We start from the raw sequence: 25,728 nt of genomic DNA on the forward strand, positions 1-25,728 counted from the left end.
ACACGCATGGCTTTGCGGCGCTCGATCTATAAGTCCCCCGCCCAGTTGCGGGCCATGGTCGAACCCGGTCTGATCACAGCGCGCGCCCTCGCGGCGGTGCGTGAGCTGGTGGCACCCGGGGTGACGACGCTCGAGCTGGACGCCGCAGCATCCCGTGTCATTACGGCCGCCGGGGCGAAGTCCAACTTCCAGATGGTGCGGGGCTACCGCCACACGATCTGCACCTCGGTCAACGAGCAGGTCGTGCACGGCATCCCGGGCGCGCGCGTTCTGAGCGCGGGAGACATCCTGTCCGTCGACGCGGGTGCCGAGTACCAGGGCTGGAACGGCGACTCGGCCTTCACGGTCGTGCTGCCGGATCCGTCGCGTCCCGAGGTGGTCGCCGAGCGTGAAGAACTCTCGCGCGTCACGGAGGGCTCGCTCTGGGCCGGTATCGCGGCGTTCGCATCGGCACGGCACCTGAACGAGGTCGGCGCGGCCATCCAGGACTACGTCGATGCGCAGGGTGAGTACGGAATCCTGGCGGACTACGTCGGACACGGCATCGGACGCAAGATGCACGAGTCCCCGTCGGTGTTCAACTACCGGGTGACCGACCCCGGTCCCGAGGTTCGGCCCGGGCTGGTGCTCGCGATCGAGCCGATGGTCGTCGCCGGCGACCCCGCGACGCTCGTCGAGGACGACGGCTGGACGGTCTCGACGGTGGACGGCTCAGCCGGCTCACACTGGGAACATAGCGTCGCGGTGCACGATGGGGGTATCTGGGTGCTCACGGCACCCGACGGCGGGGCCGCGGGCCTGGCCCCGTTCGGGATCGAACCTCAGCCCATCGGTTGAGGCAGACGTAGGAGCACGCGATGATGGCCACAGCGGGTAAGCGCACGAACTGGTTTGCGATCTGGGTGAGCGTCGCGGTGGTAGCCGTGGTCGTCGCCGCGGGTGTGACCATCGTCGCCATCAACAACGCCGCGTCGAACCCGGATCCCGGCCCCGCACCCGAGGCCGCGATCGTCAACACCGACACCGGCGCGATCTCGGTCGGGGACGGTCCGGACGTCGTGGCCACCTACATCGACTTCATGTGCCCGATCTGCAACCAGTTCGAGGAGATCTACGCCGATACGTTGAACGAGCTCGTCGCGGACGGTTCGATCACGCTCGAGTACCACCCCGTCGCGATTCTCGACAACCAGTCACAGGGGACGCAGTTCTCGACCCGGGCGGCGAACGCGCTCTACTGCGTGGCGACCACGTCGCCCGAGTCCGTCCCGCCGTTCGTCTCGGCGATGTACGAGAACCAGCCGTCCGAAGGCACCTCCGGCCTGAGCGACGACGAGATCATCTCCATCGCGACCGATGCGGGCGCCGGGGACGTCGCGTCCTGCATCACCGACCGCACCTACGGCGGCTTCGTGGGGGAGCGCACGCAGGCGATGCCCACGACCGCGGACGGCGGACGCGGAACGCCGACGGTCACCGTCAACGGCGAGCGCATCGACCTGACGGGTGACCCGCAGGTCGATATCATCGATCGCCTGAGCTGACGCGTCCAACGGGGATGCCGCGAGCATTTGCCTCGGGCATCCGTCTCGGATAACATGGATCCTTGGTGCTTTGCGCCGTCTATCGGCGTGTCTCACGACTCCGCCGGGACACCGACAAAACACCGAAATCCCACCCACCGCAGACCGACCGGTCTGCCCAGCGTTAGCGAGTGTATGGCCAAGAAAGACGGTGTCATCGAGATCGAAGGCGTGATCTCCGAGGCGCTTCCCAACGCGATGTTCCGCGTTGAGTTGAGCAACGGACACAAGGTCTTGGCCACGATCTCGGGCAAGATGCGGCAGAACTACATCCGCATCATTCCGGAAGACCGCGTCGTCGTAGAGCTCAGCCCCTACGACCTCACCCGCGGTCGGATCGTCTACCGCTACCGCTAGACCGGTCGAGAAGTAACGGCCTATGCGTTCTCGACGCACAGGTACGAAGACAGCGAACAGGAAACATCATGAAGGTCAACCCCAGCGTCAAGCCCATCTGCGATCACTGCAAGATCATCCGCCGTCACGGCGTGGTCATGGTGATCTGCAAGAGCAACCCGCGCCACAAGCAGCGCCAGGGTTGAGTCTTCGCGTGTCGCGGCGCGAAGCGCCTGACACGCGAAAACTCAAGATTGAGCGAGGGCCGAAGGCCCGAGCCGAAATCCCACAGAACGTACAACTCAATAGCCGAGCACAGCAGGCGTTTCGTCTCGCTTCGCTCGCTCAACGACCGAAAGGTCGTAACCCCAGCAGTTTCAGAACCTGGTCTTCGAGAGATCGAATATCGGGGGACACCCCGGGCAGGAGGCCCGGGCACCGATTCTGCTCCACACCTCCACACACCTCCTAGGAGAGCCGCATGGCACGTCTTGCTGGCGTCGACATCCCGCGCGATAAGCGCGTGGTCATCGCCCTGACCTACATCTACGGCATCGGCCGTACCCGTTCCGTCGAGATCTTGAGCGCCCTCGAGATCGACCCTGACGTCCGCGTCAAGGACCTCGCGGACGATCAGCTCGTTCAGCTGCGTGACCACATCGAGGCCACGTACAAGGTGGAGGGTGACCTTCGCCGCGAGGTTGCCTCCGACATCCGCCGCAAGGTCGAGATCGGGTCCTACCAGGGGATCCGCCACCGTCGTGGCCTGCCCGTCCACGGACAGCGCACCAAGACGAACGCCCGTACGCGCAAGGGCCCCAAGCGCACCGTCGCCGGCAAGAAGAAGGCGGGCCGTAAGTAGTCCTCGCGGGCTCAGGCACCGGCTCCCAGGTTTAGGAGAACAACGTTATGGCACAGGCCAAGACCGCCGCACGCAAGCCGCGGCGCAAAGAGAAGAAGAACATCGCGCTGGGTCACGCCCACATCAAGTCGACGTTCAACAACACGATCGTTTCGATCACCGACCCCTCGGGCGCTGTCATCAGCTGGGCCTCGTCGGGCGGCGTGGGCTTCAAGGGCTCGCGTAAGTCGACCCCGTACGCGGCCGGTATGGCCGCCGAGTCGGCCGCTCGCCAGGCTCAGGAGCACGGCGTCAAGAAGGTCGACGTCTTCGTCAAGGGACCGGGTTCCGGTCGTGAGACGGCGATCCGCTCGCTGACGGCCGCGGGCCTCGAGGTCGGTTCGATCCAGGACGTCACGCCGCAGGCACACAACGGCTGCCGTCCCCCCAAGCGCCGCCGCGTCTGATCCCGTAGCCGGGGCGCCTCGTGCGCTCCGGCTACCGGTCGTCGCGCGGTCTCACTGACTTCGCGGATGCCTGGACGTGCGCTATGCACGATGCCCCGTCATCCGCCCGAGAAAAACTCAACAACCTCACCCATGCAAGTGTCATATAGCGGGCACTTAGCCGAAAGGAACACACAGTGCTCATCGCACAGCGTCCCACTCTGACCGAGGAAAAGATCGCGGAGTTCCGCAGCCGCTTCATCATCGAGCCGCTCGAGCCCGGGTTCGGATACACGATCGGTAACGCGCTTCGTCGCAGCCTGCTCTCGTCGATCCCCGGTGCAGCCGTTACGAGCATCCGCATCGATGGTGTCCTCCACGAGTTCACCACGATCCCCGGTGTCAAGGAAGATGTCACCGAGATCATCCTGAACATCAAGCAGCTCGTCGTTTCGAGCGAGCGCGACGAGCCCATCACGGCTTACCTGCGCAAGACGGGTGCCGGCCAGGTCACGGCCGCCGACATCTCCGCTCCCGCGGGCGTCGAGATCCACAACCCCGAGCTCGTCATCGCGACGCTCAACGACACCGCCAAGTTCGAGCTCGAGCTGACGATCGAGCGTGGCCGCGGCTACGTTTCGGCGACGCAGAACCGTAACGAGTACGCCGAGGCCGGCCAGGTGCCGATCGACTCGATCTACTCACCGGTGCTCAAGGTCAGCTACCGCGTCGACGCGACGCGTGCCGGTGAGCGCACCGACTTCGACAAGCTCGTGCTGGACGTCGAGACCAAGTCCTCGATCGCCCCGCGTGACGCGGTCGCCTCGGCCGGTCGCACGCTGACCGAGCTGTTCGGCCTCGCCCGTGAGCTGAATGTCGAGGCCGAGGGCATCGAGATCGGCCCCGCGCCGGTCGAGACCGTCCTCTCGAACGAGCTGTCGATGCCGATCGAAGACCTCGATCTGTCCGTCCGTTCGTACAACTGCCTCAAGCGCGAGGGCATCAACACGGTCAGCGAGCTCGTTGGGCTCTCCGAGACCCAGCTGATGAACATTCGCAACTTCGGTCAGAAGTCGGTCGACGAGGTGCGCGACAAGCTCATCTCGCTCGGTCTGTCGCTGAAGGATTCCGTGCCCGGTTTTGACGGCGCGCACTTCTACGGCGGCTACGACGACGAGACCGTCTAAGCCGCGGCCCCCGAACCGATTCATCCTGGAGTAAAGACTGATGCCTAAGCCCACGAAGGGTCCCCGCCTCGGCGGCGGTCCTGCCCACGAGCGCCTGCTGCTTGCGAACCTCGCCGCGGCCCTCTTCACCCACCGCTCGATTCAGACGACCGAGACCAAGGCCAAGCGCCTGCGTCCACTCGCCGAGCGCCTGATCACGTTCGCCAAGCGCGGTGACCTGCACGCGCGTCGTCGCGTGCTCGGCATCATCGGCGACCGTGAGGTCGTGCACGTGCTGTTCACCGAGATCGCCCCGCTGGTTGCGGAGCGCGAGGGTGGCTACACGCGCATCGTCAAGATCGGCAACCGCAAGGGCGACAACGCCCCCATGGCCGTCATCGAGCTCGTCCTCGAGCCGGTCACGCCGAAGGTCAAGTCGTCGAAGAAGTCGGATGCCGCGGCCCCCGCCGCTGCGGCCGCTCCGGTCGAGCCCGTTGCTGACGAGCCCGCCGCCGACGAGACTCCGGTCGCCGTCGAGGACGCCGACGTCGAGGTCTCGGACACCGACGCCGAGGCTCCCGAGGGTGCCGCTGAGGCAGCCGCCGAGGACGCCGGAGCGAAGTAGTCCGATATACCGCCAAGACGCCCGTACCCCTTCGGGGGTGCGGGCTTCTTGCTGTCCGCGGAGCATCGTTCTGTTTCGTGCGGTGCGTCGTTCCTTTTCACGCGGCGCGTCGTTCCTTTTCACGCGGCGCGTCGTTGCGCGGATTTCATGCGCGCCGACATCCAGTGCCACACTTAGCGCTGGAGGGATCTCTGTGATCAATGTACGCACGCGCCCCGCGGCAGCGATGTCACATCGCTCGATTTCCGCGCGCCCCGATGCCCGACGCCGTCGTCTCCGGGGACTCGCCGCGATCACGATGATCTCGGCTCTCGCCCTGTCCGGATGCTCGGTCGTTCTGCCGTGGGATCAGCCCTCCGGATCGCCCTCGCCGTCGGGTACGACTGTTCCTGCGCCGGTGCCCAACGATCTCTCCAGCGGCTCGACCGCGCGGGCGCTGTCCGCGGGGGCTGTGGGCGTGTCGATCAACTACTGGTCGACGCTCAACATGGGCGATTGGACGTCCGGTGCGCTCAAGCCGGTGAGCATCAGCCTGATCACGACGGTCACACCGAACGACGGGCAGAAGGTGTACCTGCAGCGCGCGACGATGGTGGCCGTTCCCGGAACGCTCGATGAGTCCTTCGACCCGCTCTCGCCGCAGACCGATCAGTCGACCGTGGCGCCGGGGTACCTGGTTCTCGATCCGTACAGCTACTCACAGACCTTCAACGTCGGGCCCGTGCCCGCCGAGGCGACGCTCGTCACCCTGCAGTTCACCTACGACTTCCTCGTGCAGACGACACCCACGTCCACCGAGTACGCCAAACAAAGCGCGTCAGACACCCTCACCGTTGCGATAGCGGGCCAACCCCGAGGTGCCTCATCTAGAAGTGAGCGCGAAGGGTGATGCGGTGCCTCACGTATGGTGAGCGCGAGGCTTGCGGTTCATTTGGTTGTTTGGAGTCGACGGATCGACGTTTCTAAGGATGTCATGTCGAGGTGTCGGCTGGTGGTCATGGCTTCGGTTTTGGCTTGTGATAGCTCGATGAGTTGGAGCTGGATCTGGTTGATCCGGCGGGTCAGATCGGCGGGGTTGATCCCGGTGATCCGGGCCTGAACGACGTCGGCTTGCTCGGCGGTGAGGACCCCAGAATCGCGCACTCGCTGCCAGGGTGTCTTCGGTGCGTCGTAGAGGCGTGTGCGGCGCCCGCTGGCCGCGGTGGCGTATGCGGTGGGCTTCTTCGTCGGGGTGAAGAAATTCAACCGTAGTGAGACGAGCCGCCAGAGCTCGTTCAGCAGCGCGAGCTCGTCCGGGGTGTCGTAGCGCCAATGGAACGCGTGTTTGCGGACGACGTGGTTGTTCTTCGACTCGACGGTCGCTTGGTCGTTTTTCTTGTAAGGGCGGGACCGGGTCTGGGCGATGTCACGGGCTTGGAGCCAGTCCGCGACATCATGGTTGATGAACTCCGATCCGTTGTCCGAGTCGAACACGCGCAGCTCGAATGGGAACATGTTCTGCAGATCGCCGACAGCGCCGACGATCCACTTGGCCGCGTTGTTGCGGATCGAGGCGTTCTCGGTCCACCCGGTGGCGATGTCGGTCATCGTCAACGTGCGTGCGAACTCGCCGACGAACGTGGGTCCGCAATGCGCGACGGTGTCCGCCTCGATCACCCCGGGTGCCGTGACCGGGGCATCCCCGACCTTCGACAACCCGATCGAGTTGCGCAGCAGCGGTGACGGGATCGTCGTAGAGATCCCCCGCAACTGCATCGCCCGACGTGCCGGGCTCAGATACCGGTCGATCGTTGCCGGACTCATTGTCTGAAGCTCGACGATCGTCTGCGGTGTCACGAATGGCTTGTCGAGGTCGCCGGCAGCGTGCAGCAGCGGCATCCACAGCTCCAGCATCACCACGAGGTACTTCCCGCACGGCATGCCCATCAGCGCCCACACATGCTCCAGCAGCCGCCTCGAATCATCGCTATACGTCTTGGCCCGCAACTGGCGTCTATCGACCTGCTTCGCCGGATCCGGCAGCACCGGCCCCGTCAGCATCCGCCGCGCCGTTGATCGGCCCATCCCCGTCGTGCTCATCACCTCGTCAAGGATCCGGGCCTTGTCGTGCTTCGATGCTTTCCGGTACGCGTCACGGAGTTTGTTCGTCACCTGTCGCCTCGCGGCCATCTCAATCTTGCCTTCCACACAGGCAAGCTTCGCGCTCAAAGTATGTGAGGCACCAACACACCCCACGCGCTCAAAGAAACTGAGGCACGTCGAACCCGTCCCCTGAACGCCCTCCGCGTAGTATCATTCGCGATGAGAGCATTCTCATCGTGCCCTCACGTTGGTCTTAGGTAGATCCTTCGGTGCCGACAAGCCCGCGCTGAGGTTCCCCTGAGTGGTTGCGCTCATAATCGAACAGCACCCCCCGTATTTCTTCCCCCGGCTTCCCCGCCGAAACACGAGGTCCCCATGTCGATTTCCCCGCCCGTCGGCCAGAAGGTCATGCCGTATTCGCGGCCCTCCGCTGCCCGGCCCGAGCCCGAGCCCGAGATCGTCGAGCCCGAGAGCGCGTTTCCGCAGGACTTCGCGGCGTCGCTGCAGGACCTGAGCACGCAGCGGGCGACCATCGGATGCATCATCCCGGCGTACAACGAAGAGGAATCGATCGCCGACGTGCTGCGGGGACTCCTCGAGCAGTCGCGGGTGCCGGATGTGATTCACCTCGTCGTGAACAATTCCAACGACAAGACCGTCGCGATCGCCTCGGAGTTCGCGGGCCCGCACGAGATCACGACCGAGCTCGGCGAGCAGTTCACCGAGGTCTTCGTCCATGACATCGGCAAGAACCCCGACAAGAAGGTCGGCGCCCTCAACTACGGCTTCGCTCTCGTCGAGGGCTACGACTTCCTGCTCGGTGTCGACGGCGACACGGTCGCCGACCGTCGCGCCGTGGAATTCCTCGAGACCGAGATCACGAGCGACACCCGCATCGGCGGTATCTCGGCGATCTACTCGATCGATGACAACCCGTTCAAGGGTTTCTCTCGCTTCCTGATCACCGGCCAGCGGTCGCAGTTCGCGGCCTTCAACCTGCACAACCTGCTTCGCGGCCGCAACATGGCGGTGTTGGGAGGGCAGTTCTCGATCTTCTCGACGAAGGCTCTGCGTGATGTCATGCGCGAGAACCACCAGTCGACGCCCTGGGTGAAGGACAGCGAGGTCGAGGATTCCCTGCTCTCGCTGCAGATCAAGAGCGCCGGATTCCTCACCAAGATCAGCCCGTACGCCCGCGCCGACGTGGGTGGCATGACCACCCTCCGCGGCCTCGACGCCCAGCAGGTCAAGTGGAACTACGGCGCGATCGAGCTCATGTGGCCGGGACAGCGCGGTGACACGAAGGGTCAGCCGTTCCACCCGAACCTGCGTGTGCGCTGGCTCGAGCAGTTCAGCATGCTGGTCAACCTGTTCGTGCGCGTCGGCTTCATCACGCTGCTCGCCGGGTCGCTCTCGATCAACGCGTTCATCTTCTCGCCGATCTGGTTGATCCCGATCGCAATGTCCGTTGCGCTCAACCTGCGCATGGCCCTGTCGATGAAGAACAAGGATCGACACGATGTGCTCTTCGCCGGGCTGATCGTGCCCGCCGAGGTCTACATGTGGATCCGCATCTCGCACTTCCTCCGCTCGTGGTCGCGGTTCCTCTCGCGCAAGAAGGTCGACAACTGGGCCATGCAGGCCAAGGCCGAGCGCGGCGCGGGCATCGGTCACTGGACCCCGCTGATCGTGGCCGTCGCCATCGTGGTCGCGGTCACGGCATCGTGGCACCTGATCCCGATCGAGCTGCAGTCGGGCATCCTCGCGGTCGGTTGGCCGGTGCTGGGTGTGATCACCGTGATCCAGACCCTGAGCATGTTCATGCGGCTCCTGCGCCGTCAGCACGGCTTCAAGGTCTGAGCAGAGAAAGCTCGCTACGAGTTCTCGGTCTCGGGAGTCATCCGGTAGCCGACATCCCGCACGGCTTCCAGATAGCGGGGGACCGGTGAGCCCATCTCGCCGAGCTTGCGGCGCAGGCTGTCGACGTGAGCTTGCACGGCGCGCTTGTCGGCGTCGCCGACGTAGTACGACGTGACGTAGGACTCGCCACGCAGCACCAGGGTCAGGTCTGCCTTGCTGCGGATGCGTCGGCGTGACGACATGATCGTCAACAGCAGTTCGAACTCGGTCTGGGTGAGGTCGATCGGCTGGCTGCCGATCTCGACCCGGCGTGTCTCGGGGTCGAGAAACAGGTCGCGGTGGTGCATCCAGCCGATGTGCGGGTCACGGCGCTCGACCTCGGAACTGGGTCCGTCGATCTCACCCTCGATGACCTCGTCGTACTCTTCGTTCAGATCGTCGTAGTCTTCGGTCGGCACGACGCGCATCGCCTGCACGGGCTCGTCATACCTCTCCCATTGCGGCGCGGCGGGCTGGCGCGGCTGCCGCGGGGGCGGAGCCTGATCGAATGCGCGAGCGCCCGGGCCGCGGTAGATCGGTGGGTCGGCAGGAGCGGCCTGTTGCACCGACGGCTGCGGGGCGGGCGCCTGAACCGGGATCGTCGTGGTGTTGGCGCGCGGAAAGGATGGGCCGACGCTTTCTTGCTGACGGGGCGAGGGAGCGCCGGGCGCTTCGGTACGGGGCGGGCGCCGCAGGAACGCATCGATGCGTGCCCGAAACTCGCGTGGCCGGAACGGCTTGACGATGTAATCGTCGGCACCGGCGCCGAGCCCCTGGATGACGTCGGATTCTTCGGCCATGGCGCTGACCATCATGATGAAGGTCGGACTGCCGCCCGCCCGGATGCGACGGGCAGCTTCGAATCCGTCGATGCCCGGCATACTCACGTCGAGCGTCGTGATGAGGGGCTTGTAGGCCAGGGCGGCACGGACGCCGTCCAGACCGTTACCGACGGAGACGACGGAGAATCCGGCCGACTCGAAGACGCTCGCAATCAGGTGCCGGACGTCGGGGTCGTCCTCGACGATGACGGCGGTGCGCAGCTCATCGGCATCGGCCATGCGGTCGCTCCCTTTGCTGACGGTAGATCCTGTCGAATTCTCGCATACACGGGGCTCGATTCCGTGCGACCGCGGGGCCCGCGTGGGTGTTGCGACGGGATTCGTCGGCGCTATTCGTCGTCGTTTTCCACGACGACGACGTCGGTGGTCAGAACGATGGCGGACTGCGGCCACCAGGCACCAGCCGGGGGGCCTCCGTTGCACGTGCCGTCGCTCTCGCCCGGCACCTTGATCCAGAGGTTCGTGTCGACGACGTCGTCGTGAACGGTTCCGGGAGCCGATCCCACACGCCGGTCCGGCGGGTTGCACCACTCGCCCGTCGACCCGACGCCATTGCGTCCGGAATCGATGACGGCTTGAGCACCGCCGAGCAATCCCGACAGCTGGCGCGCGTAGGCGACCTCGTCGGCGTCCGTGTTGTAGTTCGAGACGTTTGTGACGAATCCGCGGACCTGGTCGATGACGCCCATCTCGCGGATGAAGCCCGCCATGACTTCGGGGGAGTGCCACGTCGAATGACCGCCGTCGATATAGATGTCGGCGTTGTCGGCCGTCAGATTCGTGACCGCGCCCTGCAACTGCGGCGCGCGCTCGGCGAGGTTGCCGCATTCCTGGGCGAGCGCAATCGAGTCCGGCTCGAGCACGATGATCGTATCGATGCCGGATGCTCGCACCGCCGCCCCGATCTCGGCGGTCCAGGTCGCGTAGTCGGGTTCGGACAGTCCGCCCGCCGAGAAGTTGCCGCAGTCGCGTCCGGGTAGGCCGTAGACGACGATCGTGGAGGTGGCGCCCTGGTCGGACGCTTCCTGCGCGAGCGACGTGACGCGGGGTCCGACCTCGCCGATCGGGTCGCGCTCGGGCACCAGCCAGAACGCCGTGGGCTGGGCGGCGAGGTATGCCGCGGCGGCCTGCTCCGGGGAGTCCTCGGGGGCGCTCGCGGCCACCCGGGCGGCTTCTGTGTCGCTGAAGACCGCGACGCGGATGTGTTCTTCTTGCTCGGCCGCGACGTCACCGCCTCGGAGCAGCGCCCAGGCTGCCCCGCCCGCGATGAGCAGCACGAGAACCACGACGAGTGTCACGACGATCTGGCGGCTTCGGCGAGAGGACTTCACCGCTCGAATCTATCGTTCCGGCAGGTCCGCCGAGACACCGCGGTCGCCTCCGGGGCCCGCATCCGTATCGGCACCCGCGTCGGCACCGCTGTCGGCATCGCCACCGTCCTCGCGATCATCGTCGCCATCGACCAGGCGCGATGCGAGGGCCGAGACTCGGATCGACCTGTCGAACGCCGCCTGCGCCCGGGCGTTCTCCACGCCCTGCACCGCCGTCGCCACGGTCTCGGCGAACAGCCTCCCGCCCGTGGGGCCGGGGTGGATGCGGTCGCCCGCGAGCAGGTCCTGGTGTGCCGCGGCGGCACCCGCCCAGTCGGCGACGACGACGTTGGCCTCGGCGGCATCGAAGGTCGCGAGCTCGGCGTTGACCCCGGCGATCCAGTCGCGCGGGGCGAAGGCGTTCACGAGTACGAGGTGCCGGTCGGGTCCGATCGCCTGTTCGAGCCGGGCGAGCGCTTCGGCGCTGATCGGACCGTTCGTGCCGAGCGCGATGACGACGTACGGCCGGAGCTGACCCGCTGCGGCCTGCGCTTCGGCGATGCCGACACCCGCGTTCAGCGAGCGCGAGACGGATGCGTCGATCTGGATTCCCGGCAGGCGCTCCATGAGCCCGGGTGCCGACGCGAGCATGACGGAGTCGCCGATGGCGCTGACCTGGTCGCCGGTCACCGGGGTCGGTCGCGGACCGGGCACGGGCTCATCGCCCGTCTGCACGGCGAGCGGCGGCTCGACCCGGGGGCCGGTCGGTGACGGCGATGCTGAGGGGGCGTCTGCCGCGTCGAGTGCCTGTTGCCCCGCTTCGACCGCGGTCGCCCCGGACGTGACCTCGGGTGCGATCGCGATCGCGCTGGTCGTGGCCCCGGCGGCGATCACGAACGCCGTGACGCCCGCGAGAGCGGCGAAACGACCGGCCGGTGCCCCGGACAGGCGAGCGCGGAGAGCGGCGAACGAGGCGCGGAAGCCGCCCCGGCGGACGGGCGTCTCGATGAACCGATACGAGAGGGGGGCGGCGAGAAGAGTGATGGCGAGCGCCCAGAGTCCCACCGCGAGCGGCACCTCGGTACCGGGGGCGATCGACAGCCCCGCCATGAGGAGAACGAGCACGGGCCAGTGCCACAGGTAGATGCCGTACGAGCGCTGCCCGACGAAGCGGAGCGGCGCAAGATCGAGCGCGCGTCCCAGCACCGAGCCCGGCCATGCTCCGGCGGTGATCGCGACCACCGTGAGCAGACACGCGACGAGCAGCGCGCCCGGGAACGTTGCCGTATCGGGCGCGGGCGGGACGGTGGCGACCGCGACGATCCCCACGACGGCCAGTGCGCCGAAAGCCGTGACACCGCGACGAACGCCGGCCCGCAGCATCCAGGCCGTCGGTGCGCGAAGCGCTTGCCCCAGGGCGAACGCGAGGGCGACGCCGAGCAGGATGCCGAAGCCGTGCGAGTCGGTGCCGAAGTACGCCCGCGTCACGCCGGCCCCCGTGCCCGCAACCGCGCCGTCGCCGGCCGCGCCCGACACGAGCACGGCCATCCAGAGGGCCGACCCCGCCGCCGCGACGACGGCGACGCCCGCGCGGACGATGCGCGAGGGGATGAGCAACAGAAGCGGGAAGAGCAGGGGCCAGAGCACGTAGAACTGCTCTTCGACGGCGAGGGACCAGAGGTTGCGGAACAGCTCGGGGGTGCCCGCGTCGAAGTACCCGCTGCCCGCCGAGATCGAGATCCAGTTGAAGCTGAAGGTCAGGGCGCCGAGCACCTGTCGCCCGAATCCGACCAGGACGTCGCCGCCGATCGTCCAGACCCAGAGTCCGCACACCACGATGAGGGTCACGAGCGCCGGCAGCAGGCGGCGGGCGCGGCGTCGCCAGAACCCGACGAGCGAGATGCGTCGGCCCCGACCTGCGGCCTCGGACGCCGCGGCCTCGTTCAGCAGCAGCGAGGTGATCAGGAACCCGCTGATGACGAAGAAGACGTCGACGCCGATGAACCCCTGCGGCAGCCACCACGCGGGGAACAGGTGATAGGCCACCACGAGTGCCACCGCGATCGCGCGCAGTCCATCGAGGCCCGCATAACGTGCGCCACCGGAGACGGGGGCGGGCACGTGAGCGGGGGCCGGGGCGTGGCCCGGGGTGGGGGAGATGTCGCGAGTCATGGGTGCGGGGTGGTCGGCGCATCACACGGGGTCCGGGGAGTGTGACGTGCGCTCCCCGGTCGTGAAGACGGGGTGGTAGAGATGGGGGCGCCGACGCCTGCCAAGTTTACGTCCGGGGCACCGACACTGCGAGAAGGATCGCCCGGTCGATCCGCCGCTCTCCCATCGCTCTCTCATCGCGCGGCCCGGCAATAGGCTGATCGGGTGCGGACCCGCCTCGACATCGCCTACGACGGAACGCATTTTCACGGCTGGGCCCGGCAGACGAACCTCCGCACGGTGCAGGGGACGCTCGAGGATGCCCTGGCCCTGGTGCTCGGCTCGGGACACACACCCGGACACACGCCCGGACACACGCCCGGACACACCCCCGGCCCGACCGGCCCCCTCCCTCGCCTCGTCGTCGCGGGACGGACGGATGCCGGTGTGCACGCCGCCGGTCAGGTCGCACACCTCGATCTCGACACACAGCTCCTCGATGCCCTCGGCCGCTCGCGTCCGTCGTACGGCCCACCGCTCGATCTGCTGGCGCAGCGCGTGCGGGGCGTGCTCGGCAAATACCCGGACGTCACGGTGCGGAACATCCGCGAGGCGCCCGAGGGGTTCGATGCCCGATTCTCGGCCGTGTGGCGTCGCTACGCGTACCGCGTTGCCGATTCGACGACGGGCTACGACCCGCTCGAGCGCGCCCGCACGACGACCGTGAATGCCTTCCTCGATGTAGAGGCGATGGATGCCGCTGCCCGCTCGCTCATCGGACTGCACGACTTCGCCGCCTACTGCCGTCCCCGCGAGGGCGCGACGACCATCCGCACGCTCCTCGAGTTCGACTGGCGGCGCGACGAGAACGGCGTGCTGATCGCGAATGTGAGAGCGGATGCGTTCTGCCACAGCATGGTGCGCGCCCTGGTCGGCGCGTGTGTCGCGGTCGGCCGCGGCAGGCTGAGCATCGAGGACGTCGCGACCCTGCGAGACGCGCAGGAGCGCACCAGCGCCTTCCCGGTGCTCGCGGCCCGCGGGCTCACCCTGATGGAAGTCGGCTATCCCGCTGACGATCAGCTCGCGTCGCGCGCCGAGGCGACTCGCGCTCGCCGCGACGACGACTGACTCACGGAAGCTACAGCGAGTCGGATGTCCCCTCGCTACAGCGAGTCTGATGTCTCCGTCCAGCGCGAGAGCGCCACGGCGAACCCGTGCACCAGGCGATCAAAGCTGCGATCGATCGACGTCGGCAGCGCGAAACCACCCTGCGCTTCGAGCGAGACGAAGCCGTGCAGTGTCGACCGGAAGGCCCGGATCGCGTCCACCGCGTCGTCGCCCTCGAGTTCGTAGGCGGCGAGCACGTCGGCGATGATCTGGATGCTCGCGAGCGACGCGGCTGCACTTTCGGCGTCGTCCGCCGTAGGCATCATGTTGGATGCTTCGTATCGCGCCGGATGCTTCAGTGCCCAGTCGCGATACGCGTGCGACATGGCGTGGATCGCGTCGGCGCCGGAGCGCCCGACGGCGGCCCGAGCCAGGACATCGCCCAGCTCTTTCTTGGACTGGAGCGAGATGCTCCGCAGCAGCCCGGCCATCGAATCCATGTGCTTGTAGAGCGATGGCTGCCGCACGCCGAGCCGGTCGGCCAGGGCGGCGAGCGTCAGGCGGCTGAGACCTACCTCGTCGGCAAGGGACGCGGCCTCTTCGACGACCCGGTCGCGGGTGAGCCCAGCCCTAGGCACGCGGCGCCACCCGCTCGAGAAAGCCGAGCACCGCGCCCGAGGTGATGTCTGGCTGTTGGGACTGCGGGTAGTGGCCCGCGTCGGCGACCATCACGACCTCGGCGTTCAGGGACTCGCCGATCCACCGTGCCTCGGCGGCGGGGTCCTTGAAGTCGGCGTCGCGGTCGCCCATGATCACGAGCACGGGCGCCGTGACGCCAACCAGTGCCGCCTCGGCGGGATCGTGGTCGGTCTGCCGGGTGGTGAGGGAGAAGGCCTTGCCGTACGCCGGGCGTTTCAGGCTCGCGATGACCGTCGAACGGTACTCCTCGAAGTCCGCGGGCTTTTGGCCGCCGTAGAGCGTGGGCATGTATCCCTTCCAGACGGGGGCGATCCAAAGCGGTGCCATCATCGCGCGGAACATCGCCCGCGCCACAAAGTTCGCTGGGGGATTGCGCACGAAAGCTCCGACGAGCACGAGTCCCGTGACCTGCTCGGGGTGCTTCGCGGCCACGATGACCGCCGAACCTGCGGCGAGCGAGTTGCCGACGATGACGGCGCTGCCGCCGAGCTCGGCGATCAGCGCCGAGACATCTCCCGCGGTCGCGACGTCGCCGTACGACGTGAACGACGTGTCGCTGTCGCCGTGGCCGCGCAGATCGGTGGTCGCGACCGTGTAGCCGGCCGCCACGAGCGGGGGAGTGAGGTGCCGGTAGGACGAGCGCAGATCGCCCATGCCGGGTACGAGGACGACCAGCGGGCCGGAGCCCTGCACGTCGTAGGCGACGCGCCCCTCCGGGCGCGACAGGTAGCGAGTGGTGGCGCCGGACGAGGAAACGGGTGAGGAGGTCATAACAGCTATGATGCATCGCGCTAAAGCTAATGTCAATAGCCAAGCGGCGAACTGCCCCCTGAGAGTTCTCGAAGAACCGCAAAGTGGGGGGCAACGCGTCACCCGCCGGTAACGTCTCGCGCTTATTCTGGTGGCGGTATGAAGGTCATCTCTTACAACTTACGCAAGCACCGCGCGGCCACCGAGCTCGCGGCGCTCGCCGAGCGCTACGACCCCGACGTGCTGTGTCTGCAGGAGTGCGATTCCACCGACATTCCCGAGACCATCCACGGCCTCATGCTGGCCGATGCCACCAGCGGCAACCGTCTCGGGCTCGCGGTGTACTTCCGCAAGAACACTTTCCGCGCCGCCGAGGTGCGCGCGATGAGCCTGAAGAAGTCCCTCCACGACCGCGTGCTGAAGCCCGCGGAGGAGCGCCTGCTGGGCGTTCGCCTGCACGATATCGACGCGGGCCACGAGATGATCGTCGCGTCTTTTCACGCGGCGCCCCTCACCGCCCTCAACTCGCTGCGTCGACACCAGATCCGCACGGCTCTCGACGAGCTCAGTGCACTCGGTCCGGGTCTGCCCACCCTCATGGTCGGCGATTACAACTACCCGGTGTTCAAAGAGAATCTCGGCCAGCGGATCCGCGATCAGGGCTACGAGTTGAACCTCAGTGACGCCCGCACCTATACGCGCTACCGCTTCTTCCGCGGTCACTACGATTTCGCCACGTCGGTCGGTTTCGAGATCGACAACGTCACGACCCTGCCTCAAGGCCTCTCTGACCACAAGCCGATCCTCGTGACGGCCAAGGCGGTAGCTGCGACGGCGGACACGCCCGCCCAGGCGCCACAGAGCGCGGACCGAAACGCCGCACCGGGCGCTCCGGCACCCGACGAGCCCTTCGCGCCCGCGGCAAGCGCCTGATTCTCCTGGCTCCACTCGCGTCATAAAACGCCGTCCTCGGGGTCTCATGGGAGAGGGTGACCACGTCGGGCGCCCTCTATCGTGGTCGAACGCATCGGAACCGTCTGATGATGGGGATTGCCGTGAGTGACGAACAGCAGGTCGAGCGTGCGCCCGAGTCAGCGCACGAGCGGGTGTTCGTCGCGCCCGAGCACGTGCGTTCCGCGGTCGAGGATGCCGCGCGCGATGGAGGCTGGATGGCCGCCGCCGATGTCTTCCAATGGCATTGGGATCTCTACGCCACCCGAGATCCGCAGGCGATGCTCGAGGCGCTCAAGGGCTTACCCGGTGAGCTGTTTGTCGAGCGTCCGAGCATGTTGATCGCCGCCGACTATTTGCAGCAGGTCGCGGCTGGTCAGGACGTGGGTCGCTTCCACGACGGCGCCCGCGACATGTTCGGCGGCACCCGCGAGCCGCGAGAGTTGCTGGATTCTCTGATCGCGTTGACGGGGCGCGCGGCCGGGGCGCGCACGGAGGGTGCGCTCGACACGGCGCGCCTGCGATCCGTCGAGGCGCGACGGATGCTGGAGCGCACCGATGAGTCCGCCCCGGGTCGCGCGCGCGAGGCGTTGCCGCACCTCATGTTCCAGTGGGGGCGGTGCCGTGAAGTCGCCGACGCGGATGGCGCGATCGCCGAATACGAACAGAGCCATCACCTCGGCTCGATCACCGCACAGCCCGAGATCGCCCGTCGCGCCGCCGGTTCGCTGGCCTGGCTGCTCGCCGAGCGCGGCCGATTGTCGGACGCACGGACGTGGCTCGCTCACGCGCACGCGACAGAGCGCGACAGCCCCCGTTACGACGCCGTCCTGCATCTGACCGAGGCGCTCATCGCAGCCGATGAACTCAACGACGCCGCCGCGGTCGACGCGCTTGCCCGCATCGATGAGGGCACGATCGGGGAGTACTGGGCCGCACAGCTTTGGGTGCGCGCGATGATCGCTCGGGGGCCCCTCGCACCCCTGATCGTCCGGCACGAGATGGCGGGCGAGACCGAGCGTCGCGTGCGCGCTGTGTTCGATCAGGGCGCCAATCGGCGCTATCTCGTGCGCGTCGCGTCGGCCCTCGAGGGACAACTTGATGAGCCGTTGACCCCGACGACCCCGAACCCGGAAGAACCCCGAGCGGCCGATATGGTTCGTCCGGCCCAGGACCTCTACCGCGCGGGGTCGCATGCTGCAGCGAGAGCGCATGCTCGCACCGCGCTCGCCGCATCCCCGCCCGTGCGCGACGAAGCCGCAGCTCAACTCATCCTCGCCGCCTGCGAGCTCGCGATCGGGGGAGCGGATGCCGCTGGCCCCGCCTTCTGTCGAGCCCATGCGCTCATCGCCCATGAGCGCCTGTTCCGCACCTACCGAACCATCAAGAGCTCAGACCTCAGGGTGCTCGCAGATCTGTCGGGCCTCCCCGTCCCCGCGTCTCTGACCGAGCCGCAGCGCGACAGCAGCAGCACCGCCGGCACGAGCACCCCACGTTCCGACACAGAACGCCACGCAAACCTCGACGCTCTCACCCGCCGCGAGCGCGAGCTTCTGGTTCTCATCGCCGATGGTCTGCCGTTCGCCGACATCGCGGAGAATCTCTTCATCAGCCTCAACACGGTCAAGACCCTCACCCGCAGTCTCTATCGCAAGCTTGGCGTCCACAGTCGCGCCGAGGCCGCCGCCCTCGCCCGCCAGGTCTGAATAGCCCAACTGCGCCCTCACCCTCGCCTCGAGGGTGATCTCGAGTCGCTGAGGGGTGATATCTGCCGGAACCCCAGGGTGCGAGTATGAGCGCCCTCTAATGTTGCGAGCCGATGCCTTGCGCACCGCAGGGCTTCTCGTCTGTTCAGGGAGTCGTCGTGCCGCGCATGCTTCTCTCTTTCGCCGTGCGGGTGGGTGACCCGTTCGACTTCGGTGTGAGCATCAGCTCCAGCGAGTCGTTTACGGCACCAGGCTCCACGTGGAACGAGAAGCCGCAGTAGCGAAGGCCACGCGTCAGTCGGGTGATTCCGGCGGCGTGACAGGCGGTTCGGACCGTATCCGGGGGGACAGGTCCGAACCGCCTGTCATGTCGCTGGGACTCCGGACACGGAAGGGGACACGCCACTCAGAACGGTGGCGGCTCCAGATCAGGCACGAATCCCACCAAGACCGGTGGTGGAATGTCGATGTAGACCTTGCCGCCGGGTGAGGTCCACTCGAGCACCCCGCCGGGCAGGTGCCTGACCATCCACGGAGTCTCGCCCTTCAACACGTGATGCCGTCGACAGAAACACGCGAGATTGCAGTGCGACGTTTCGCCGCCGAGGGCATAGTCCCGCCCATGATCGACATCGCACCGATGCGCGGGCATTCGACACCCGGGGAATCGGCAATGAGGATCTCGAACCCGCAAATATCGGGTCAGATCGGCGGATCTCGTGTACCGATCGACCGCCAACACCCCTCCGGTAATCGGGTCGGCGAGTACGCGCTCCCATCCGGGTGCCGAGAGAGCCAAGATTCGGGCCGTATCGATGTCAACAGGAGCGCGGCCGACGAGTTCGGCGGGGTCAGCGGTGACGCCAGCCAACGCCAGCGCGGGGACCGTCACGTTGACGACCGCACGGATCGACGCGAGCCCGCCGTACCCGTCAGAGAGACCCTCGCCCGTAGCCGGGTCGATGTGATGGGTCAGCACGATCTCGGCCAACAGGTCAGCTCGAACCTGGCTGATCGTTCGCGGGTCGGGCTCGGCGCCGTCTGCAGCCGCAGCGGAAGCCTCGTTGGTGACCTTGCGGGCCATCTGCGTGAGCATGTCGTGCATGCCGTGTACCGGAACCGCGGGTCCCCGCAGAACCAGTTCGGCCATCCCGTCGGCGTCATCGCGCACCCACACACCGCGTCCCTCGCGGGCAACTTTGTGCCGATCGCCAAACGTGCGGGGCTGTACCTCTTCAACCAGACGGGCCAAGGACGCATTCAGTCGACCAGCGGTGGTCGACTCAGCCCGTGCGATCGCCTCGGCCTCGAAGGTCTCGCGCACGGAAGAATCTTCGATCTTCGACCCGTGATCGACGATCACACGGACGTGTGCCACGGCAACACGGCCTTCGGCCAGGGCCTCGAGCGTCGCCGCGAACTTGGTCGAGATGGTGTGTGCCTCGTCGATTCTGCGTTGCACAGTCCGATCGGACTGGTTCGCACGCGTGGCGAGCTCGGCTGCGATCGCCCGTAGCGGTAGTTCTGCTTCGCGCGCACTCGTCCGCGGCAGAGCCTCCATCCGCTCGAATGCGACGTCTCCCGCTCGGGCCAAGACGCGAAGCACCTTCGCCTCCGCGGAAGCCAGCTCGGCGAGCGCCGTCCAGTACTCATCCGCCACGTCGGCAGCAACGACGTCGATGCCGTCTACCTTCGCTTCACGCAGATTCGAACACATGTACTAAAAGTACCAGGGAGCGCCGACATCGAAGCCACGACTTCACGGGTCTGTGGATAACTATATCGAACAAAAAAACGAATGTTGGAACCATGGATGTCTCGCCTAGACCGCCGCCCCACCGCCCCCGCCCGCTCGCGGATCAACGAAAACGTGCCGCCACGCTCGAACGCAACCCGCCCCCCTCGACGGCAAGGGATCGCTCGCGATCCCGCGGCAGCCTCCGGGGCGCACCACGGCCAGCACAGCCCCAGGACTAGCGCCGAACCCGACGCCCCATCCGTCAGCATCGCCCCATGGGCACTGCCCAGGCCCGATCCGGTAGTCTCCAACGAACATCTGGGCTGCACCGGCGCTCCCGAACCGATCCGACCCAATCCGATCCAACTCGATGCGCACCCGGAGGCCCATACAACCCGCGCGGGGTACAGCCCCCCCGCCCCCGCACTGTCACCGGTGCCCGGTTAGCCGAACAGCGCCCCTGCCCCCTCCGTTCCCGCCCAAGAAGCCAGCCCCCAGAGCCGCCGCCCCCGATGTCACCTCAGCCCGCCCCGCAACGCGCCCACAGGCCCGCCTGGCTCACGCGCGCTGCCTGGGCCGCGTTGTTCGTCTACGGCGTCACTCTCGCTGCGATCGCACTCTGGCCGACGCACGTCGACGAGCCAGCCAGCGACCTCATCCGGACCGTCACGCGCGCTATTTCATGGCTCACCTACCCGCGAATTGAGTTCGCGGCGAACATTGCGCTATTCATTCCGTTCGGCGCGCTTCTCAGCATCCTGTTCCCGAAAGGGCGTTGGTGGCTCGTCATCGCCGCAGCAGTCGCAACATCAATCACAGCCGAACTCCTTCAGATGCTCGCAGCTGATCGAACGTCGACAGTGCAGGATGTTGTGGCCAACACATCGGGCGCCGCGCTCGGGGTCCTTATCGTGTACCTCGCTGCGAAGCTAGCTGAAAAGCGTCAGGGCCGGCCCATCCCGTAATAGGTCCACCCCTCGGCCCGCCAGGCTGCGGCGTCGAGGCAGTTGCGTCCGTCGATGATCACCTTGTCGGTGACCAGTGTGCCGGCGTGCGACGGCGACAGCTCGCGCCTGTACTCGTCCCACTCGGTCACGACGACGACGACGTCGGCGCCGCGCAAGGCTTCATCGCGGTCGGCGACATAGTTGAGTTGCGGATGCAGCCGCTCGGCGTTGGGGATTGCTTCGGGGTCGGTGATGGTCACCCACGCGCCAAGTCCGCGCAGTCGAATCGCGACGTCGAGGGCGGGGGAGTCGCGCACGTCGTCGCTGTGTGGCTTGAAGGCCGCGCCCAGCACGGTGACGTTCTTCTTGAATACGGAACCCCCAAGCGCCGTAACGACCAGGTCGACGGCCCGATCGCGGCGCCGCATGTTGATGGCGTCGATTTCACGCAAGAAGGCAACGGACTCACCGCGTCCGAGCTCTTCGGCGCGTGCCGAGAAGGCACGGATGTCTTTGGGCAGGCATCCTCCGCCGAACCCGATTCCGGCGCCCAAGAACCGGCGACCGATGCGCACGTCGTGCCCGATCGCATCGGCGAGCTGCGTAACGTCCGCGCCCGTGACCTCGGCGATCTCCGCCATAGCGTTGATGAAGGAGATCTTTGTCGCCAAGAACGCGTTCGCCGCGACCTTCACGAGCTCCGCGGTGGCGTAGTCGGTGACCAGGAACGGCGTGCCCTTGGCTACCGCCGGGTGGTAGACCTCTCGCAGCACATCGGCCGCGCGCGCCCCCGACTCGTCGGCCGGCACCCCGACAACGAGACGGTCTGGGTCGACCGTGTCTTGCACGGCCCAACCTTCGCGCAAGAACTCGGGGTTCCACACCAGCGTGGCTCCCGTCGCTGAGACGACGGGAGCAAGACGAGCCGCCGTTCCGACAGGCACGGTCGACTTGCCCGCGACGACGTCGCCGGGTGACAAGAAAGGAACCAGCGCCTCGAACGCCGCGTCGACGTAGGTCAGGTCTGCGGCGTAGCCGTCCTTGCGCTGCGGCGTTCCCACGCCCACAAAGTGAACGACAGCTCCACGCGCCTCGGAGATATCGGTCGTGAACCGCAGATTGCCCGACTCAATCCCGGCGGAGAGGATGTCGGTTAGCCCGGGCTCGAAGAAGGGTGCCTCACCACGCGAGAGCGATTCGACCTTGGCAGCGTCGACGTCGATCCCGATGACTTCGTGACCGATGGATGCCATGGCCGCCGCGTGTACGGCTCCGAGGTATCCGCAGCCGATGACCGACAGACGCATATATTCTCCTTTGACGTCCAGGTGAAGTCATAACCGTTCAGGCGACCGTCGCCGCGTCACAACGGCAGATCACGGCGGATCGGCCTCTCGCGCCGTCATCCGAGACTGTACCGGAGACCATCATCCCGATCCGACCGCCCGGGGTCTATCTGTGCGCGCATTTCGACTGCGGGCCCGCCACTTGCGGTGAGATTACTGAGCAAAAGGGCCCGATGCGCAGATGCACATCGGGCCCTTATAGCAAAAGAATCAGCTGGCGTTCTGGCGCTGACGTCGTACCGTGGTGGCAACCACGAGGGCGCCACCGGCGAGCAGCAGCGCACCGCCGCCGACCCACAGGCCGATCGTGAGTGCGCTGTCGGTACCGGTCTCGGCGATACCCTAACCGCCGCCTGCCGCGGCGACCGCGATGGTGGTTGAGATGCCGCCCGGAACGCTAGGCGCGAAGGCGGTGAAGATGTAGTTGCCGGACGCGTTCGCAGGCAGGCGCACATCGAAAGCGGGGGCGGCCCCGTTGGTGGAGGCCGACGTCCTGCCGAGTGTGGCTGTCTGCACCGCGGTCTTGACGACCAATGCGAGCGTTGCCGCTGAGGCGTTCTCACCGATCAGCGAAAGTACAACACTCTCGCCCGGCACGAAGGCGCTGGGCTGGAACGCGATCGTCACAATGCCGCCGGGCACGATGGTCTGCGCTGACGGGAAAATGTCGGTGGATGTGGATCCGGACGGCGGAACAGGAACAGAGCCGTCCCGGCTCGAACGGCGCGACGTGCGCGGCCCCCGCGGTGGCTTGAGGCAGGCTTCGGCTCGTTCACTGTGCTATCTCACAGGCAGCGTGGTGTATGTCTCACCAGCCCAGATGACGACCACGCCGTCCAACAGCGTGATCGCGGTCGGCGCGGCGGGGTCGGCTCCCTCGACGCACGCTACGGGGGTGGGCGCGCCATCCGTCACCGTGGTTAGCGCGAGGCCTGCGCAGTCGGCAGAAGCTCCGGCAACGACGATCGTCGAACCGTCCACGGCTACAGCGGCGGCGTCCTCGACGCTGAGCGTTTGCAACTGGTTGTCAACAAGGGTGAATACCGCCGCACCGCACACAAGAGCGATCGTGTCGCCGTCTTGCCGCAGCCCACGGGCGTCGGCGCAGGGGGCGGCGATCGCGCCATCGGGAGTGATGACCAGCGCCGGGTCGTCGGCCGCGATATAGGCGGAGGTCGCCAGTACCTCTTCGTAGCTCTCCCAGAAGCGTCCCTGCGTGAACGTGCGCAGGCCATCGGCGGTGCGGTCCTCGCCGAGAATGGCGACTGTTTGGGCCTGAGTGCCGGCGAATGCATCGAGTCGCGTGATCTGGCCTATGCCGAGATACAGCGGGGTGACGTCATTCCAGCTACCTCCGCCGTTCGCCGACCGCTCGATCATCGGAGCCGCGCCGTCCGCGCAAGAGCCGGCGACGCCGCGCCACAGGATTCCCTCAGAACCGATAGACAAGAAGCGCTCGTCGGCGCGGGGAACAGGCTGGAGAGGGGTGTCCGTCGGAGCGGGGGTCGCACTCGGTTGCGGCGGAGCTGCGTTGAACGTCGGTATGGGCGCCAGGCTCTCGTTCGTCGGCCCAGGTCGAGATCGATCGATCGCCATGATTGCCAATACCGCCACCACGACGGCGAGAACCACGATCACGACAGCGCCGATCCAAGCTGTCGGTCGTGAACGAGAGCGTCGGGCCATCCCAGACGCCTAGTGTGCAGGGCCTGTGGGCTGCGAATCCGAGATCGGGTCGCCCCGGCCCACGCGAGCCGCACGCGGTCCTGCCGCACGGCGTCTGCGTTTCGGCTGGGCGGCAGGCGCCGCGGGCACACCGCCGTACAGGCCATAACGTACCCATAGCCGTACCCGTAGGCATCCGGGCCCTTGGTCGGCACCATCGTGAGCACCACACCCGCGACGCGCGCGTCGACGGTGTCGAGAGCCTCGATGGCGCTCTCGAGTTGGTGGCGCGTGGTGGCGCCAGCGGCGACGACGACGATCGCGCCACTCGTGCGCTTGGTCAGCGGGACGCCATCGGTCACGGGGAGGAGTGGCGGGGTATCGAGAATGACGATGTCAGCATCGTGAGCGAGCGCGCTCAGCAGTTGCCGAATCTGCGCCGAACCGAGCAACTCGCTCGGGTTGGGCGGAATCTTGCCCGCGGGCAAGACATAGAGCGAGCGCCCACCCCACGGCAGCATCACGTCGGCCAGGCGTGCGCGACCGATGAGCACGTCGGCCAGGCCGACACCACCCTCGATCTGCAGGTACTCGGCGACCTTCGGCTTGCGCAGATCGGCGTCGACGAGCACGACGCGCTTGCCCGCATCGGCCAGGGCGATCGCGTGGTTAACGGACGTGGTCGACTTACCCTCGCTCGGCACGCTCGACGTGACGACAAACGTCTTGCCGCCGTCCATATCGAGAAACTGCAGGTTGGTGCGGAGCGCGCGGAAGGCCTCGCTGCGGACGTTCTGCGGATCGGCGTGCAAGATGACCGGACGTTCTTTCGCCTTCGGGTCGAAGGGGATGGTGCCGATGATCGGACGGTCGGTCGCCTGTTCGACGTCACGCGTCGAACGAATGCGGGTATCGAGAACCGTGCGCAGCACCGCGACGCCGATACCCAGCGCAAGCCCGACCAGAGCACCAAGCGCCAGGTTGAGGGGCACATTGGGGCTGACCGGTGTGAACGGGGCCAGGGCATCCTTCACTCGCGTGAGCTTGATGGGGCTTTCCGTCGTTCCGGGCAGCGTCTCAAGCTCAGCGACGGTGGAGGTCAGGCTCGCGCCGACCGCGTTGGCGATGTCCGCCGCACGAACGGGATCCGCGTCGGTGACCGCAATCTCGATGATCGTCGTGTTGAGCGGACTCGAGGCCGACACCTGCGTCGCGAGGTCGTCCGCGCTCAGATCGTCGACTTCGAGATAAGAGATAACCGGATTGAGCACGATCGGGGTGCTGACCAGGTTGACGTACGTCTGAACGCGGGCCTGCGAGAAGGTCGAGCCCTGTTGCAGCTCGCTGACGGTGCCGCCCGACTGCGTCGACACGAACACCTGGCTCGTTGCCTGGTATCCGGGGGTGCGGGTGAGCGACCAGGCCGCGGCGGCGCCGATGCCGACGAGGGTGATCGCTACGATCACGATCCAGTTCTTGCGCAGGATGCGGATGTAGTCGCTGAGTTCCACGGCGTCCCTTCGGCATCCCGCGGTCCG

26 protein-coding genes are annotated in these 25,728 nt (G+C 66.9%); 15 read left to right on the plus strand and 11 right to left on the minus strand.

Features of this window, described 5'->3' with window-relative positions; all coding sequences use genetic code 11:
- Positions 1 to 6: 6 nt before the first annotated feature.
- The 9 genes from map to ACT9TC_RS12315 all read left to right on the plus strand — a co-directional run bounded on the left by map (position 7) and on the right by ACT9TC_RS12315 (position 5,886).
- On the plus strand, positions 7 to 837 hold the full coding sequence (gene map, locus ACT9TC_RS12275; protein ID WP_458040766.1) for a type I methionyl aminopeptidase: 831 nt from the start codon (positions 7 to 9) through the stop codon (positions 835 to 837).
- A 20-nt stretch (positions 838 to 857) separates the two neighbouring features.
- A complete protein-coding gene (locus tag ACT9TC_RS12280) occupies positions 858 to 1,544 on the plus strand; it encodes a DsbA family protein (RefSeq protein WP_458040767.1) in 687 nt (228 codons plus the stop codon).
- Positions 1,545 to 1,718: 174 nt separating this feature from the next.
- Positions 1,719 to 1,940, plus strand: coding sequence for a translation initiation factor IF-1 (infA, locus tag ACT9TC_RS12285; RefSeq protein WP_017201569.1), 222 nt, complete (start codon positions 1,719 to 1,721; stop codon positions 1,938 to 1,940).
- A gap of 68 nt (positions 1,941 to 2,008) precedes the next feature.
- The gene (gene rpmJ / locus ACT9TC_RS12290) at positions 2,009 to 2,125 is read left to right on the plus strand and encodes a 50S ribosomal protein L36 (protein WP_036299987.1); all 117 of its coding nucleotides are present in this window, start codon (positions 2,009 to 2,011) and stop codon (positions 2,123 to 2,125) included.
- A 275-nt stretch (positions 2,126 to 2,400) separates the two neighbouring features.
- Positions 2,401 to 2,781, plus strand: a complete 381-nt coding sequence (gene rpsM, locus ACT9TC_RS12295; RefSeq protein WP_458040768.1) for a 30S ribosomal protein S13 — start codon at positions 2,401 to 2,403, stop codon at positions 2,779 to 2,781.
- A 47-nt stretch (positions 2,782 to 2,828) separates the two neighbouring features.
- Positions 2,829 to 3,227, plus strand: coding sequence for a 30S ribosomal protein S11 (gene rpsK, locus ACT9TC_RS12300; RefSeq protein ID WP_458040769.1), 399 nt, complete (start codon positions 2,829 to 2,831; stop codon positions 3,225 to 3,227).
- 176 nt (positions 3,228 to 3,403) lie between these two features.
- The gene (locus tag ACT9TC_RS12305; RefSeq protein ID WP_458040770.1) at positions 3,404 to 4,393 is read left to right on the plus strand and encodes a DNA-directed RNA polymerase subunit alpha; all 990 of its coding nucleotides are present in this window, start codon (positions 3,404 to 3,406) and stop codon (positions 4,391 to 4,393) included.
- A gap of 40 nt (positions 4,394 to 4,433) precedes the next feature.
- Positions 4,434 to 4,997 carry a 50S ribosomal protein L17 gene (gene rplQ, locus ACT9TC_RS12310; protein ID WP_458040771.1) on the plus strand — a complete coding sequence of 188 codons (564 nt, stop codon included), beginning with the start codon at positions 4,434 to 4,436 and terminating at the stop codon, positions 4,995 to 4,997.
- 193 nt (positions 4,998 to 5,190) lie between these two features.
- Positions 5,191 to 5,886, plus strand: coding sequence for a hypothetical protein (locus tag ACT9TC_RS12315; RefSeq protein WP_458040772.1), 696 nt, complete (start codon positions 5,191 to 5,193; stop codon positions 5,884 to 5,886).
- Between the two features lie 38 nt (positions 5,887 to 5,924).
- Here ACT9TC_RS12315 and ACT9TC_RS12320 read toward each other — a convergent pair whose 3' ends face one another.
- Positions 5,925 to 7,148, minus strand: a complete 1,224-nt coding sequence (locus ACT9TC_RS12320; RefSeq protein ID WP_458040749.1) for an integrase catalytic domain-containing protein — start codon at positions 7,146 to 7,148, stop codon at positions 5,925 to 5,927.
- A 306-nt stretch (positions 7,149 to 7,454) separates the two neighbouring features.
- Here ACT9TC_RS12320 and ACT9TC_RS12325 point away from each other — a divergent pair, with 306 nt between their 5' ends.
- The gene (locus tag ACT9TC_RS12325) at positions 7,455 to 8,939 is read left to right on the plus strand and encodes a glycosyltransferase family 2 protein (RefSeq protein ID WP_458040773.1); all 1,485 of its coding nucleotides are present in this window, start codon (positions 7,455 to 7,457) and stop codon (positions 8,937 to 8,939) included.
- 14 nt (positions 8,940 to 8,953) lie between these two features.
- On the opposite strand, the gene ACT9TC_RS12330 is transcribed toward ACT9TC_RS12325, so the two are convergent.
- From ACT9TC_RS12330 to ACT9TC_RS12340, 3 genes are all read right to left on the minus strand, one after another.
- Positions 8,954 to 10,039, minus strand: coding sequence for a response regulator (locus ACT9TC_RS12330; protein ID WP_458040774.1), 1,086 nt, complete (start codon positions 10,037 to 10,039; stop codon positions 8,954 to 8,956).
- A 110-nt stretch (positions 10,040 to 10,149) separates the two neighbouring features.
- Positions 10,150 to 11,151, minus strand: a complete 1,002-nt coding sequence (locus tag ACT9TC_RS12335; RefSeq protein ID WP_458040775.1) for a glycoside hydrolase family 6 protein — start codon at positions 11,149 to 11,151, stop codon at positions 10,150 to 10,152.
- Between the two features lie 9 nt (positions 11,152 to 11,160).
- Positions 11,161 to 13,302 (minus strand): acyltransferase family protein, encoded by a 2,142-nt coding sequence (locus ACT9TC_RS12340; protein ID WP_458040776.1) that lies wholly within the window; start codon positions 13,300 to 13,302, stop codon positions 11,161 to 11,163.
- Positions 13,303 to 13,506: 204 nt separating this feature from the next.
- Between ACT9TC_RS12340 and truA the strand changes: the two genes are divergently transcribed.
- Positions 13,507 to 14,409: a tRNA pseudouridine(38-40) synthase TruA gene (gene truA / locus ACT9TC_RS12345; protein WP_458040777.1), complete on the plus strand. Its 903-nt coding sequence runs from the start codon at positions 13,507 to 13,509 to the stop codon at positions 14,407 to 14,409.
- Between the two features lie 35 nt (positions 14,410 to 14,444).
- On the opposite strand, the gene ACT9TC_RS12350 is transcribed toward truA, so the two are convergent.
- Positions 14,445 to 15,026 (minus strand): TetR/AcrR family transcriptional regulator, encoded by a 582-nt coding sequence (locus ACT9TC_RS12350; protein ID WP_458040778.1) that lies wholly within the window; start codon positions 15,024 to 15,026, stop codon positions 14,445 to 14,447.
- Positions 15,019 to 15,858 (minus strand): alpha/beta fold hydrolase, encoded by an 840-nt coding sequence (locus tag ACT9TC_RS12355; protein WP_458040779.1) that lies wholly within the window; start codon positions 15,856 to 15,858, stop codon positions 15,019 to 15,021. The genes ACT9TC_RS12350 and ACT9TC_RS12355 overlap by 8 nt, the downstream gene beginning before the upstream one ends.
- Positions 15,859 to 15,996: 138 nt before the next feature.
- On the opposite strand from ACT9TC_RS12355, the gene ACT9TC_RS12360 reads away from it, so the two are divergent.
- From ACT9TC_RS12360 to ACT9TC_RS12370, 3 genes are all read left to right on the plus strand, one after another.
- Positions 15,997 to 16,770, plus strand: a complete 774-nt coding sequence (locus ACT9TC_RS12360) for an endonuclease/exonuclease/phosphatase family protein (RefSeq protein ID WP_458040780.1) — start codon at positions 15,997 to 15,999, stop codon at positions 16,768 to 16,770.
- A 122-nt stretch (positions 16,771 to 16,892) separates the two neighbouring features.
- Positions 16,893 to 18,494 (plus strand): LuxR C-terminal-related transcriptional regulator, encoded by a 1,602-nt coding sequence (locus ACT9TC_RS12365; protein ID WP_458040781.1) that lies wholly within the window; start codon positions 16,893 to 16,895, stop codon positions 18,492 to 18,494.
- Positions 18,495 to 18,607: 113 nt separating this feature from the next.
- Positions 18,608 to 18,775 carry a hypothetical protein gene (locus ACT9TC_RS12370; protein ID WP_458040782.1) on the plus strand — a complete coding sequence of 56 codons (168 nt, stop codon included), beginning with the start codon at positions 18,608 to 18,610 and terminating at the stop codon, positions 18,773 to 18,775.
- A 125-nt stretch (positions 18,776 to 18,900) separates the two neighbouring features.
- On the opposite strand, the gene ACT9TC_RS12375 is transcribed toward ACT9TC_RS12370, so the two are convergent.
- Positions 18,901 to 20,211 carry a DUF222 domain-containing protein gene (locus ACT9TC_RS12375; protein WP_458040783.1) on the minus strand — a complete coding sequence of 437 codons (1,311 nt, stop codon included), beginning with the start codon at positions 20,209 to 20,211 and terminating at the stop codon, positions 18,901 to 18,903.
- Positions 20,212 to 20,744: 533 nt separating this feature from the next.
- On the opposite strand from ACT9TC_RS12375, the gene ACT9TC_RS12380 reads away from it, so the two are divergent.
- Positions 20,745 to 21,197: a VanZ family protein gene (locus ACT9TC_RS12380; protein ID WP_458040784.1), complete on the plus strand. Its 453-nt coding sequence runs from the start codon at positions 20,745 to 20,747 to the stop codon at positions 21,195 to 21,197.
- Here ACT9TC_RS12380 and ACT9TC_RS12385 read toward each other — a convergent pair.
- The 4 genes from ACT9TC_RS12385 to ACT9TC_RS12400 all read right to left on the minus strand — a co-directional run bounded on the left by ACT9TC_RS12385 (position 21,176) and on the right by ACT9TC_RS12400 (position 25,701).
- Positions 21,176 to 22,486 (minus strand): UDP-glucose dehydrogenase family protein, encoded by a 1,311-nt coding sequence (locus tag ACT9TC_RS12385; protein WP_458040785.1) that lies wholly within the window; start codon positions 22,484 to 22,486, stop codon positions 21,176 to 21,178. The genes ACT9TC_RS12380 and ACT9TC_RS12385 overlap by 22 nt on opposite strands.
- Positions 22,487 to 22,867: 381 nt before the next feature.
- Positions 22,868 to 23,167: a hypothetical protein gene (locus ACT9TC_RS12390; RefSeq protein ID WP_458040786.1), complete on the minus strand. Its 300-nt coding sequence runs from the start codon at positions 23,165 to 23,167 to the stop codon at positions 22,868 to 22,870.
- 138 nt (positions 23,168 to 23,305) lie between these two features.
- Positions 23,306 to 24,163 (minus strand): hypothetical protein, encoded by an 858-nt coding sequence (locus ACT9TC_RS12395; protein ID WP_458040787.1) that lies wholly within the window; start codon positions 24,161 to 24,163, stop codon positions 23,306 to 23,308.
- On the minus strand, positions 24,160 to 25,701 hold the full coding sequence (locus tag ACT9TC_RS12400) for a polysaccharide biosynthesis tyrosine autokinase (protein WP_458040788.1): 1,542 nt from the start codon (positions 25,699 to 25,701) through the stop codon (positions 24,160 to 24,162). Before ACT9TC_RS12400 ends, ACT9TC_RS12395 begins: the two co-directional genes overlap by 4 nt.
- Positions 25,702 to 25,728: the final 27 nt, after the last annotated feature.

It is taken from the genome of Microbacterium sp. HM-570, from assembly GCF_054165885.1.